This window comes from Streptomyces sp. NPDC096311 (genome assembly GCF_044763085.1).
Taxonomy (GTDB): Bacteria; Actinomycetota; Actinomycetes; order Streptomycetales; family Streptomycetaceae; genus Streptomyces.
In genome coordinates this window covers 108034-120021 of sequence record NZ_JBIWFN010000030.1, presented here as the reverse complement: position 1 = coordinate 120021, position 11988 = coordinate 108034, and the positions used below count along the sequence as shown (strand labels likewise).

Genomic DNA, 11988 nt, shown 5'->3' with positions numbered 1-11988 from the left:
TCAGCCCACAATCTGACATCAGCAAGGTCCCCACCCATAACCAGACCAACGACCCGGCCAGCCAACAGTCACGGCAAGCACCGTTGCAGTACTAGTGCTGGATTCCTCTTTGACTGGGTATATGTCCTGGTGGCGGGGTAGTTGTGGGTGCACCGGGGCGGGTGCTGGGCGTTGGTTTTATGGGCACGACCGGAGCGTGACGAGGACGAGCGGGCTGTCGTCCGTAGGCTGTCGCGGGCGCGGAAGGCTCCGCGGGATGTGGTGGTGCGGGCTCGGATGATCGAGCTGAGCTGGTCGGGGCTGAGGGTGCCGGCGATCGCGGTGGAGCTGGGCTGCAGTCAGAAGACGGTCCGCTGTTGGCTGCACCGATTCAACCGTCTGGGCCTGCAGGGAATGGATGATCTGGGCGGGCAGGGCCGCAAGCGGCGGATCACCGAGGAGGAACGGTCCCGAATCATTTCCCTGGTCAAGACCGTGCCGCCGGGGCGACTGCGGTGGGAGCCCGTGGGGGAACTGTGGGCTTTCGACGAGTCTGGGCCGTCCGAGTGGACGCTGGATTCCCTGGCCGCGGCAGCGCGGGGCGAGGGGATCGAGGTGGGCCGCTCGCAGGTTCGCCGCATCCTTCTCGCGGAGGGTGTGCGCTGGCGTCGTACCCGCTCCTGGATGCGGTCGAAGGACCCGGACTTCGTCCCAAAAGGACAAGGATCATCGGTCTCTACACCCACCCGCCCGACGACGCGACGGTGATCTGCGCCGACGAGCTGGGGCCGGTGATCCCCCGCACCTTCCCGCCCGCACCCGCCTGGTCACCCGACGGGCACCGGATCAAAGCGGAGCTCGACTACAGCCGCGGACCGGAGAAAACCTGGGTCTACGGCGGCCTGCGACCCACCGACGGCCAAGCCCTCACCATGACCGCGTCCTCCCGCAACAGCGTCTTCTACCAGCAGTTCCTGCAACAGGTCGAAGACGCCAACCCGAACGGCGAGATCTGGATCGTCACCGACAACCTGTCCAGCCACAACAGCCTGTCCACCCGGACCTGGCTCGAGGACCATCCCCGTATCCACCACGCTTTCATCCCCGTCGGCGCGTGCTGGCTCAACCTGCAGGAAGGCTGGTGGCGCATCTTCCGCAAGGCCGCCCTCGCCGGCCGCTCGTTCGCCAACCCCGACGACATCGCATACGCCACCGCCCTCGCGACCAGTCAGCTCAACTCCCGTGCGAGCCCATGGATCTGGGGCAGACCGGGACCGCCAACCCGACGACTACGACGCCGATATATGTACCTCGTTTGAGGAATCCAGCACTAGGGCGTGTATCGAAAGTGCCCGGTGAGGATGGAGGGAGCCCTTTTGTGATCCAGAATGATTGGATGATCACGCTTGAGACTCCCCGTTTGACCCTGCGTCGCTGGCGCGAGGAAGACGTTGCGCCCATGGCTGCCGTCAATGCCGACCTCGAGGTCATGCGGTGGATCCGTGACGGCAGCGTCCGTGACGAACAGCAGACTCGCGGCGGGATCGAGGCATGGGAGAGCGAGTGGGAGTCACAGGGCTTCGGCCTGTTTGCCGTGGAGATCCGTTCTACTGGCGAGCTGGCCGGGTTCACTGGCCTTTCGGTGCCCGACTTTTTGCCGGAGGTATTGCCGGCGGTTGAGGTCGGCTGGCGGCTGGGACGTTCCCACTGGGGGCAGGGCTTCGCCACCGAGGCCGCGAGGGCTGCTGTGCGGTTCGGGTTCGAAGACCGCGGGCTGGAGCGGATCGTCAGCATCGCTCAAGTGGGCAACGACGCCTCCGAGCGGATCATGACCAAACTGGGGATGCATCCGGTCCGTGAGACCGTCAATCCCACCGGCGGTCGGCGAGTGCGGGTGTTCGAGTTGTCGTCGGACCAGTACGTCACAAACACTCGTTGATGGCGGCAACGAAGACGGCGGCCTCGTAGCAAACCCCGGGCAAGGTTGCCAGCCCGCGCGACCTACGCCCAGATAGCGGCCTGGCCCGGCTGTCGTCCGGGCAGGACGGCGCACTGCTGGGCGAGCACACCGCCGCGGCCGGGGATGGGCTGCACGAGTACCGTGCCCTGACTCACCTCGGTGAACGGGGAGCCTCCCTGCTCATGCCGATGGCCAAGTCCCGGCACAAGAAGCCGGAGACCGTGCGCCAGTACTTCAAGCCGTCCCCGGAGGCGGCCGCCGAGGTCACCGGCCTGCTCGCGCCCGGCGACCGCAGGCGCTGAACGCCGACTTCTACAGGGGGTGGTCTCTCAGCCAGGTCAGGACCTGGTCGGCGTGCTCGTTCGGGGGGAAGATCGGATAGAAGACCTGCTCGACCACGCCGTCGCGGATGATCAGAGTCAGCCGTTTGTAGAGGGTCAGCCCGCTGGTCTCGAACGTGGGAAGGCTGAGTTCCTGTGCCAGGTTTCGTGCAGGGTCGGAGAGCATCTGGAACGGCAGGTGGAGCCGCTCGACGACCTCACGCTGGTAGTCGGGCTCCTGGCTGGAGAGGCCGAACACACCGTCCGCGTCGGCGGCCAGAAGATCCTGGTAGTGATCGCGGAAGCCGCATGCCTCGGGGGTGCAGCCGCGCGCCCCAGGAATCGAGTCCCAGCCGTCGGGCAGGTCGACGCCCGGCCGTCCGGTGAGCGGGTAGATGTAGATCACCGTGCGGCCCGCGCCGAGCGCGTCGAGGCGGACGGGCGTGCCGCCGGTGCCCTGGAGTTCCAGGTGCGGCATCTTCGTGCCGGGCAGATGAGTAGCCGCGCCGTCGTCCTCGGGGACGGGCAGGTCGGCGGGCACGCTCGTGTAATCAGTCATCAGGTCCTCTCCTTCGTTGGCCGGTGAGACGCGGCTGTCGCGGTGGGCGGCCTGTTGAAGGTGCGCGACCAGTACCGCCCGACGGGCGGTGAGTCCCTCGATCCGATGCGTGAGCTCGTCGATCGCGTCGCGGTAACCGGCTAGCGAGGCCGGACAGTCGTCGGCGTGTCGATGGCCGGCCGTGAGGCACTCCAGGAACGGGCGGGTGCGCTCAACGGGAATCCCGAGACTGCCGAGCGCCCGGATCTCCTGCGTGAGTCGTACGTCGTGCTCGTTGTAGTCCCGGTAGCCGTTGGCCAGCCGCCCGGGCGTGAGCAAGCCCAGCGATTCGTAGTAGCGCACCGCCTTGGTCGTCACACCCGCCCGGCGGGCCAGCTCACTGATCTGCATGCTTCTCACCTCGACGAACGCTAAACCTTGCCCTTGAGGGTAAGGTCAAGTCAGGGCGAGGATGTTCCACTGGCCGAGCCCTGAGTCTGTCGACGAGCGCGAGCACCGCGGGCAAGAAGACGACGGCCGGGACGGCTCTCTAGGGCGCTGGTCAAAGCCACTCGTTGATGGCTGCGACCAGCACGGTGGCCTCGTAGCGCACGGCCAACTTGTCGTATCTCGTGGCCACCGCGCGGTTCCTTTTCAGACGATTGATTCCGCACTCGACTGCGTGCCGAGCCTTGTAGTCCTCGGCGTCGAACCTGGGCGGCCGGCCGCCACGAGAGCCGAGCTTCTTGCGGTTGCGGGCCTGGTCGGTCTTGTCCGGGATGGTGCAGCGAATGCCGCGTCGGCGCAGGTAGGCGCGGTTCTTGCGGGACGCGTACGCCTTGTCGGCGCGGACCCGGTCGGGCCGGGTCCGCGGACGGCCCGAACCCTGGCGGGCGACGCGGACCTTCTTCAGGACGGGCTCGAATTGCGGGGAGTCGCCTCGCTGTCCGGCCGTGATCACGATGGACATGGGTCGCTGGCCCTGCTCAACGGCCAGGTGCAGCTTGGTAGTCAGGCCGCCGCGCGAGCGGCCGAGCCCGTGGTCTTCCGGCTCGGCACCGATGCCGCCGGGCGGCTCTTTCTGCAGGTCCCCCTTTTCCGCGCTCCGGCGGCGTGCTGGTGGGCCCGGCAGATGGTGGAGTCGATGTTGAGGTCCCAGGTGATGAGCTCCTTGGCGTCGGCCTGGGCCTGCAGTTGGGCGAAGGTTCGCTGCCAGGTGCCGTCCCGCTGCCAGCGGCGGAACAGGTCGTACGACCTGGCCCAGGGCCCGTACCGCTCCGGCACGTCCCGCCACGGGACACCGGTGCGGGTGCGAAACCGTATGCCGTCGATCAGCTGTCGCCTGGTCCATATCGGCGGGCGCCCCGGCTTCTTGCGCCGGGGCAGCAACGGTTCCAGGCGGGCCCACTGCGCATCCGTCAGATCTCCACGTGCCACGAAGCAAGATCATCCCACCTCAAGATCCACTTTCGATACACGCCCTAGTAGGGCTTGGTCAGGTCCGTATCGGTGTGGGTATGTTGCGGTGGCAGGTGGGGCAGGCGCCGGTCCAGAGGGCGAGGAGTGTCTGTAGCTCGCGGACGACCTGGTAGAGGCTCAGGCCGGCGCCGTGTCTTTTGGGGCCCGGGTCAGTCGTTGCAGGGTGCAGAAGGCATGCGCAACAGAGACGAGGGTGACGTGGTGGTGCCAGCCGCCCCAGGTCCGGCCCTCGAAGTGGGCAAGTCCCAGGGCCTGTTTCATCTCCCGGTAGTCGTGCTCGATGCGCCAGCGGAGCTTGGCCCCTCTCTGTCAGCCTTGGGTGAGACGTCCCGTTCTGCGGGGTTAGCCTGAGAGGGCCCGACAGGAGAATCGCCCCCTATGCCAAGCACCGAGTCCGTCGGGTCCGACCCGGCACCCAGGCCGAAGCGCCGCACCTTCACCTCGGAGTACAAACTGCGGATCGTCGCCGAGTACGACGCCGCGCCCAGGAACGAGAAGGGTGCGGTCCTGCGCCGGGAACGGCTTTACCACTCGCATGTCAAGGAGTGGAGGGCCGCCCGGGATGCCGGGGCCCTGGAGAACCTGGTCGATCGCCGGACCAGCCCGGCCCGTGCCAAGAAGTCCGCCGCGGAGGTAGAGAACGAGAAGCTGCGGCAGCAGGTGGAGCGGCTGCAAAAGGACCTGGCCCGGAACAAGGCCGCACTCGAGGTGATGGGAAAAGCGTCCGCGCTCTTGGAAATGATCTCCGAGAGCATGGACTGAAGCACGCCGTCGAACCGGTGGTGGACACCGCGTTCACCGGCGTCGAGGACCAGCTGGGCATTATGGCCGCGTGCCGGCTGACCGGCCGGTCCAGGGCCACCCACTACCGCAGGCTGAAACCCCCGGCGGCCCGCACACCCCGCTCCCACGCCCAGGCACAACCGTCGGCTCTGAGCGATGAAGAGCGTGCAGCGGTACTGGAGTTGATGAACAGCGCCGAGTACGCGGAGCTGCCACCCGCCCAGATCTGGGCCCGCGAGCTGGACGCGGGCCGCTATCACTGCTCGGTTTCCACGATGTACCGGATCCTGCGCGACAAAGGCCAGTCCGGAGAGCGGCGCCGCCAGGCCACCCACCCGGCCAAGGCCGTGCCCGAACTGGTCGCCACCGCCCCCTCGCAGGTCTTCACCTGGGACATCACCAAGCTGGCCGGACCGGCCAAGGGCAACTGGTACCACGCCTACGTCGTCATCGACATCTTCAGCCGCTACATCGTCGGACACACCGTGGAGCGCGCCGAATCAGCCGAGCGTGCCGAGGAGTTGATCCGGGACACCATCGAACGCAACGGCATCGTGCCCGAGACTGTCCACGCCGACCGGGGCACCTCCATGACGTCGAAAAAGGTCTCCCAGCTGCTGATCGACCTCGGTGTCACCCGCAGCCATTCCCGGCCCAAAGTCTCCAACGACAACCCCTACAGCGAGGCCCAGTTCAAGACCACCAAGTACATGTCCGACTACCCGGAACGGTTCGATTCCCTGGCGCACGCCCGCGAATGGTTCGACGCGTTCACGTCGTACTACAACCATGAGCACCGGCACTCGGGTATCGGCTGGCACACGCCTGCCAGCGTCCACTTCGGCACCGCCGAGGAGGTCCGCGACCAGCGCGCCGTCACCCTCGCCACGGCATACGCCCGCCACCCCGAACGCTTCGGCCGCCGCCCCACACCACCCGAGATACCGCAGAAAGCATGGATCAACGACCCCGCCAAACGCAGGGAACCAGCACCACAGATCTCATAGCACCACAAATGTCTCACTGGACTTGAAATCTTCCGGGCGAGCCGGACCAGCGTGGCCAGGGGCATGCCGGAGGGCAGGTCGGACAGCCAGAACTGCACCGGCTCGGGCTCACCAGCGGGCCACTCGGCCAGCAGCCAGCACTCCGGCAGCTCCGGGCCGTCAGTGGCCTGGCGGACCTCGCGTCCCGCGGGCCGGATACGCAGGGCCACGAAGCGGGAGTACATCCGCTTGCGGCCGGAGCGGCCGGTGCCAGGCCGGGAGCCCTCCCGCCACTGCACCGGCCGGGCTGCCTTCCGGCCCGCGGCGATGACCAGCTCCTTCACCGAGCGCGGCTTGTCGGGATACTTCGCCACCGGCGGGCGTCCGTTGCCCGAGTACGGTTCGGCCACCGGCACCGCGTCGGCGCTCTGGGCCGACAGTGTGGTGGAGATCCCCACCACGTAGTTCAGGCCGCGCTCCTGCAGTCCGTGCCGGAACGCGGCGGCGTCGCCGTATCCGGCGTCCGCGATGGCCAGCGGCACTTCGATGCCCCAGGAGCGGGTCTCGTCGAGCATGTCCAGGGCCAGCTGCCACTTCTCCACATGCCCGACATCGTCCGGGATGCCGCAGGCGGTGCGGCGGGCGATCTTGTCCGCATCGGCCTTCGGTGAGGCGGGATCCCATGTCCGGGGCAGAAACAGCCGCCAGTTGACCGCCGCCGAGGCGGTCCCGGACGCGAGGTGGAGTGAGACGCCGACCTGGCAGTTGGTGACCTTGCCCGCGGTGCCGGTGTACTGCCGCGACACACACGCCGAGGCGGTCCCGTCCTTCAAAAACCCGGTGTCGTCGAAGACCAGGGCGTCCGGCCCGATCGCCTCCTCCATCCGCCAGGCCAGTTTCGCCCGGATGTGTGCCGGGTCCCAGGGGCTGGTGGTGATGAAGTTGGCCAGTGCCTGACGATTGCCGTCCTCACCGAGCCGGGCGGCCATCGGCTCGACCGACTTACGCTGCCCGTCGGTCAGCAGCCCCCGCAGGTAGACCTGCCCCCAGCGGCGCTGGTCATTGCGCGCGAACGGCTCGAACACCTCCGCCGCGAACTCCTCCAACTCACCACGCACCACAGCAATCTCGTCCGGAGTCACACACCCTCAACGCCACACCGGGCCCGGAGGACACGCACCACCACAGCCGACCTGACCAAGCACTACTAGTCAGTTCTTGTGCTGGGGGTGGGCCGCCGGTATGGGTTCGAAGAAGGCGAGCTCGTCGAGCTCGCAGCGCACGCCGTAGATGCGTGCGGCCTCCAGGGCGGCGAGGTCCTGGTGCACGAGGTCGTCCGGCTTCGTCAGCCAGTGGACGAACACCCCTGTGTCGTCAACGCCGCTCCGGGAATGCCGGACGATGATGCCGATGCTGTCGGGGACCGCGCCGAACTCGTATTCGAGGTAGCCGCTGGGCTCGGCGAGGAGGACGTAGCTGCCGACGGCGGGCCGGACACGCTGCTCCACCGCTTCGCGATGGGCTCAAGTAGTCCTTTGACCAGGTCGCCCACTTTGCCGCCTAAGCCAGGACGAAAGCGTTGCCGGGGTGGACCGGGCAACAGTCGGCGTTGAAGGGGGAGTCCATGTCACCGTCGGCCTCTTCGGAGCAATCGGCCACCGGGCACCTCCATACGAGGGCGGATGGATCAGGGCCGGGGAGGCTCGCGAAAATCGTCTTGCTGCCGTGGTTCTTGGCCTTCGGCTTCCGTCCGATCAGGTCCGGTAGGAGGAAGGCGAGTCCCATCGTCGCGAGGGCGACGGCGAAGACGATGAGGATGATGGGCAAGCCAGGCATGGTCTGGAGCGTGTTCATCGGCGTGGTTTCCTTCGCGACCGCAGTGGAGGGGAAGAGGAAAGGCAGGGCGAAAAAGCCGCTGGTCAGCGAGTCTCGCTGTAGCCGCACTCGGAGCACGTGTGTGTGACCTTCTTGGCCTTCTTGCTGGCGCGGACGCCGTGGGCGTTCGACGCCATGTCGATGGCGCAGTTCGGGCAGTTCATGGCTCGGCTCCTGACGTGACGAGGATGTTCTTCAACGCCAGATCCGGATCAGCTCCGCTGATCCCTTGTGCTCACTGCCTTCACGGGACAAGCAAGGCGAGCCACGAAGAAGAAAAAACACAGCACCCCGGCGCAGCGTCTGCCCGAAGGCAGGCGCGCACCGGGGTGCTGGGGAAGCCGGAGCCGCGGAGATCTCCAGGGGCGCACCGCAGGGATCATCTGCGGTGCTCAGGAATCGAACCTGTTCCGCGGTCGGTCTGCACGGTGTGCCAACTGGCGTACGCCGAGGATCAGTCGACGCACTACGGGTCCGAACCGCTCCGTGCAGAAGTCGTGGTGGTGTGTCGTAGATCGCCCGGATCAGCTGCTCTGATCTCGGAAGGCCGGGGTTCATTTCTCGCGCATCACGGCACTCGCAGGAACCGATGGGGAGGCCGACCGTGCTGCCTTCGCACGCGCCGCCGCAGGATCTCACGGTGTCCGCGCCCTCCTCGCAGACGATGGCGATCCCGCACCCGGGGCAGGGGGGTGGCGGGCGCGGGAGCTGAGGGTGACCCGGTCAGCAGGGCTCGGCGAGCATGCTGGCCAGCGCGCGGTCCAGGTTCGTGAGGAACCCGGGCGTTTCCGCCTCCCGGCCGTAGGGGGACGGCCTTCGCGGTCCGTCGGAGAAAGTCGCCGAGCGCCTGACCAGGCAGGCTCAACTCGGAGGTCCCGTGTGGGGAATCCAGGCGAAGGCGCAAGGTGTGCGAAGGCAGATCGGTGGGCTCGATCTGCACATCGCTCATTCCCGCGGGCCCGCTCAGTCCGTCCCTCAGCAGCTCCCGCCCTAGGGTCCACATCACTGGCGCATGGTCACCGCCCAGGTCGAAGGTGACCTCGACGCAGTGGGGGGTGTCCGGCGAGTAGGACACGCGGGCCAGGACACACGCGGCTGCCGGGAAGTCGAGGTGCACGTAAAACTGCGTTTCCATTCGGTGCTCCACTTGAAATGTTGCCCCAGGCGGGCCGGTGCGTTGCCGCAGAGGCGCTCAGAGCCCCCGGCGCGGTGCTCTGCCGCGCCAAGCCAGCCGGGGAAGCGGGCGGGCGGGGGTCTGGGTACCGGGCCGGGCCGGTACGCGCAGGCCCACCCGGCCGGGGAGTGCGGCTGGGTGGGCCTGCGTGAGGGAGAGAGCTGCGAGGGGCACGGATGCGGCGCCGGAACGAAGCCGCGGCGAACCGCGGGGCGTGCCCCGGAAGGTGGCTGCCGGGACGCTTCGTCTTCTTGCGAGGGCTGCTCTTACAGGTGAGGGTTGCGGAAAGCCTCGTCGGTCGAGTCGGCGGCCTCTCGGTCCTCGCGATTCTCGATTCTCGCCGCGAACGCTCTCCACGGCTCCGCAGCGGGCTCGCGCGGGTACTTGTCCTGGTTGATCTCGCGGACGAGCGCGGTGATCTCGTGCTGCGGGCGGCCCAGGAGCCCCGCGGCGCCCATGAGCCGGTTGGCCTCGTACGCGGCGGAGGTCAGCGCTTCCTCGACCTCGGAGCGGTGCGGGTTCTCAATCGCGGCCCGCAGGGCCTCGGTCAGCCGACAGTACGACTGCATCGCGGCCCGGGTCGTGTCGTCCATGTCAGCTCGCCTTTCGAGTACGGCAGGTGGGCTACTCACCGAGGTCACGTGGGTTTCCCCTCGGGTTGTGTCGGTGGAAGGCCCCAGGGATGTCGACTCCGTGGGGCCGGGCGACTGCGTGGGTGCCAGTCCCTCACAGCACACGAGAGGGGATCGTGCGGAGCGATGCGCGGCTGAACCGGCGTTGGTCGAGAACGGCCCCGGCCGGTTCCCGCTAGCAGGGCTCAGCCGAACGGCAGCTGCTCGTCCTGTACGGCGCTGGCGTGCGCGACGGCGACGGGAGCGACAGTCGCGACCGGGGCGGGAGCCTGGGCCTGCAGGTTCTGGTTCTGGACCTCGGCCTTGGTAACGCGCTCGGCCAGGCGGGCCTGGGTGGTCGCGCGGGACTCCAGGAAGGAGATGTTCTGGATCTCGAGCTTGACCTCGAAGACCTCCACCCCGTTCTTGGTGTAGCGGTTCATGCGGGGCTCGTAGCTGAGGGAAACCAGGTCGCCCTTGTGCACATGCGCGAAGGGGCCGATGCCCGGGGTCTGGGCGCGGACGAAGGCCTCGAACGGAAGGGCGTCGGAGATGCGGTTGCCCTGGGCGTCGGTGTAGCTGCGGTCAACGAAGACGGTGAGCATGACCTTCTTCGAGCCGTCCTTGTTCTCGAAGACCTTCGGGTCGTTCGCCAGGCGGCCGATGACGGAAGCGGTGCTGTTCGGGTTCGACATGATGAATTCTCCTGGAATACAGCGCAGCGCCCGGATCGATGTCATCGTCCGCGCGCAGTGGGTGGGTTGTTGAGATGTTCAGTTGTCTGTCACGCCACCATCCGGATCAGCTTCGCTGATCAGATGATGTTCTCTTTCAGTGCTTCTTCCGAATCAGCTGTGCTGATCGAATGCTTGTCATTCCGAGTCCCGAATCGGCTTTGCCGATCAGACTCGTGTTCTTCGCTGGGTTACCGGCCACTCCCCCGACCAGACCTCCGGCGTGATGCCCGGATGTCCCGCAACTCGGCCTCGAGTTGGTCCGCTCGTGCGGTCCTCGGCGTTTTCGAGCTCCAGCACGCGGAGCTCGTCGTCGTGTACGAGCACGCCGGTCAGCTCGATGCAGCCGAAGTCGACGGTGACGTCGTGCGTCACGGTGATCGTGGAGTCAGCCATGGTGGTCTCGCTCTTCTCGTGATGTGGATGATGGACGCCCACGGGCGCGATCGCTTCGTGGGTTCGAATCCCACTGCTGTGCTGGAGCCCATGAGGCCGGCTATGCGAAAGCGGAGGCATCAGCTGATCGCGCCCGTGGGCGAGGGGATGCAGATGCCTCTGCAGATCTACTTCCGGATCACTGCGTCGATCCAGATCAGTCACCAGCCAGTGCCTGCTCGTGATACAGCTCGCAGATCTGGGCAACGGCTTCGGCCGGAGGCTCGTAGACCGGCGGCAACTCGCTGATCGTGACGTCGAGTTCCCGAACACCCGGCAGTGGCGCAGGCCGCGGCATGGCCTTGCCCTCGGCGGTGTCGAGGTACTGCGAGATCGCACGCTCGATGCACCGGTTACGGGTCAGCACTCTGTTCATGCCGTCGACCGGATCGAGGTTCAGGTCGAGGGTCACCGCCCGGTTGAGTGCCTGGCGCACGCGGCGCTCGATGGTGCGGTGCGCGTTCAGATCGATGACGGTGTCCTTGTATCCGAGCAGCACCGTGTCGAAGACACCCTCTATGCTGTCCGGGAGCTGCCAGCCGGGCAGGTGCCCGAAGGTGCCGTCGGTCTCAGGGTCTTCAGCGTCGAGCAGATGGTTCCAGTCGTCGCGCCGGCGCTTCCACTCGTCGTCCGAGACCTTCGCCGGCCGGTCAGCCTGGTTCTGGTAGTGGTAGTCGACGAAGATCGGGTGGCCATCGACTTCGAGGGCCAGGAGCGCGTCGGTGTACGCGCGGTTCCCGGCGAAGGGGTACGCCAGCCGGTGTGTGCCGTAGTCGTCGTCGACCTGGCCGAAGACGATGCTGAAACGCAGCGGGTCGTGGAACGTCATGCGGTTATCGAGCCCGGCCTGCTCGTCGAGCCAGAGCTTCCGGGCCCGGTAGACGGTGTAGTTGTGCAGGGGGCCGCCCATGTCGCGTTCGCGCACCTCGGTGTCATCGACGACGCGGGCGACGTTCCTGGCGATGACGGGCACAGCCAGCTCGCGGAAGACCTCACGCATGCGTTTGGAGATCACGCGGGTGAGTTCGAAGAGGCCGGGCGCGTGCGCGGTCAGTCGCAGCCCGTCATACAGCTTGGTGCTCATCGGATTTTCCGTTCTCAGGATGCTCCTTGA

Annotated in this window: 14 protein-coding genes and 3 pseudogenes; 6 read left to right on the top strand and 11 right to left on the bottom strand. The window is 67.1% G+C overall.

Annotated features, from left to right (window positions below):
• The first annotated feature begins 147 nt into the window (after positions 1 to 147).
• The 4 genes and pseudogenes from ACIRA5_RS47970 to ACIRA5_RS47955 form a co-directional block, all read left to right on the top strand.
• Entirely contained in the window at positions 148 to 747 is a 600-nt protein-coding gene (locus tag ACIRA5_RS47970) for a helix-turn-helix domain-containing protein (protein WP_403703301.1), read from the top strand.
• On the top strand, positions 744 to 1298 hold the full coding sequence (locus ACIRA5_RS47965; protein ID WP_403703298.1) for a transposase: 555 nt from the start codon (positions 744 to 746) through the stop codon (positions 1296 to 1298). The genes ACIRA5_RS47970 and ACIRA5_RS47965 overlap by 4 nt, the downstream gene beginning before the upstream one ends.
• Positions 1299 to 1375: 77 nt before the next feature.
• Entirely contained in the window at positions 1376 to 1918 is a 543-nt protein-coding gene (locus ACIRA5_RS47960; RefSeq protein ID WP_403703295.1) for a GNAT family N-acetyltransferase, read from the top strand.
• A 35-nt stretch (positions 1919 to 1953) separates the two neighbouring features.
• A pseudogene (locus ACIRA5_RS47955) lies at positions 1954 to 2241 on the top strand (site-specific integrase); the annotation flags it as partial.
• A gap of 10 nt (positions 2242 to 2251) precedes the next feature.
• On the opposite strand, the gene ACIRA5_RS47950 reads toward ACIRA5_RS47955, so the two are convergent.
• The 3 genes and pseudogenes from ACIRA5_RS47950 to ACIRA5_RS47940 form a co-directional block, all read right to left on the bottom strand.
• Positions 2252 to 3208 (bottom strand): redoxin family protein, encoded by a 957-nt coding sequence (locus ACIRA5_RS47950; RefSeq protein ID WP_403703292.1) that lies wholly within the window; start codon positions 3206 to 3208, stop codon positions 2252 to 2254.
• Positions 3209 to 3359: 151 nt separating this feature from the next.
• Positions 3360 to 4234, bottom strand: a protein-coding gene (locus tag ACIRA5_RS47945; protein WP_403703289.1) for an IS5 family transposase whose coding sequence is annotated in 2 segments (ribosomal slippage) — positions 3360 to 3877 and positions 3877 to 4234 — 876 coding nt in all. Because the reading frame shifts where the segments join, the coding sequence is not laid out codon by codon here.
• A 159-nt stretch (positions 4235 to 4393) separates the two neighbouring features.
• Positions 4394 to 4582, bottom strand: a pseudogene (locus tag ACIRA5_RS47940) (IS701 family transposase); the annotation flags it as partial.
• Between the two features lie 72 nt (positions 4583 to 4654).
• Here ACIRA5_RS47940 and ACIRA5_RS47935 point away from each other — a divergent pair.
• Positions 4655 to 5038, top strand: coding sequence for a hypothetical protein (locus ACIRA5_RS47935; protein WP_403703286.1), 384 nt, complete (start codon positions 4655 to 4657; stop codon positions 5036 to 5038).
• A 62-nt stretch (positions 5039 to 5100) separates the two neighbouring features.
• A pseudogene (locus ACIRA5_RS47930) lies at positions 5101 to 5838 on the top strand (transposase); the annotation flags it as partial.
• A gap of 2 nt (positions 5839 to 5840) precedes the next feature.
• Here ACIRA5_RS47930 and ACIRA5_RS47925 read toward each other — a convergent pair.
• The 8 genes from ACIRA5_RS47925 to ACIRA5_RS47890 form a co-directional block, all read right to left on the bottom strand.
• Entirely contained in the window at positions 5841 to 7187 is a 1347-nt protein-coding gene (locus tag ACIRA5_RS47925; protein ID WP_403703283.1) for an IS701 family transposase, read from the bottom strand.
• Between the two features lie 69 nt (positions 7188 to 7256).
• On the bottom strand, positions 7257 to 7553 hold the full coding sequence (locus ACIRA5_RS47920; protein ID WP_403703280.1) for a hypothetical protein: 297 nt from the start codon (positions 7551 to 7553) through the stop codon (positions 7257 to 7259).
• Positions 7554 to 7605: 52 nt separating this feature from the next.
• Entirely contained in the window at positions 7606 to 7881 is a 276-nt protein-coding gene (locus ACIRA5_RS47915) for a hypothetical protein (protein WP_403703277.1), read from the bottom strand.
• A gap of 607 nt (positions 7882 to 8488) precedes the next feature.
• A complete protein-coding gene (locus ACIRA5_RS47910; protein ID WP_403703274.1) occupies positions 8489 to 9055 on the bottom strand; it encodes an SsgA family sporulation/cell division regulator in 567 nt (188 codons plus the stop codon).
• Positions 9056 to 9360: 305 nt separating this feature from the next.
• Positions 9361 to 9687: a hypothetical protein gene (locus tag ACIRA5_RS47905; protein WP_403703271.1), complete on the bottom strand. Its 327-nt coding sequence runs from the start codon at positions 9685 to 9687 to the stop codon at positions 9361 to 9363.
• Between the two features lie 224 nt (positions 9688 to 9911).
• Complete coding sequence (locus ACIRA5_RS47900) at positions 9912 to 10400, bottom strand: single-stranded DNA-binding protein (RefSeq protein WP_403703268.1); 489 nt, start codon at positions 10398 to 10400, stop codon at positions 9912 to 9914.
• 207 nt (positions 10401 to 10607) lie between these two features.
• Positions 10608 to 10835 carry a hypothetical protein gene (locus ACIRA5_RS47895; protein ID WP_403703265.1) on the bottom strand — a complete coding sequence of 76 codons (228 nt, stop codon included), beginning with the start codon at positions 10833 to 10835 and terminating at the stop codon, positions 10608 to 10610.
• 196 nt (positions 10836 to 11031) lie between these two features.
• Positions 11032 to 11958 carry a hypothetical protein gene (locus ACIRA5_RS47890; protein ID WP_403703262.1) on the bottom strand — a complete coding sequence of 309 codons (927 nt, stop codon included), beginning with the start codon at positions 11956 to 11958 and terminating at the stop codon, positions 11032 to 11034.
• Between the last annotated feature and the right edge of the window lie 30 nt (positions 11959 to 11988).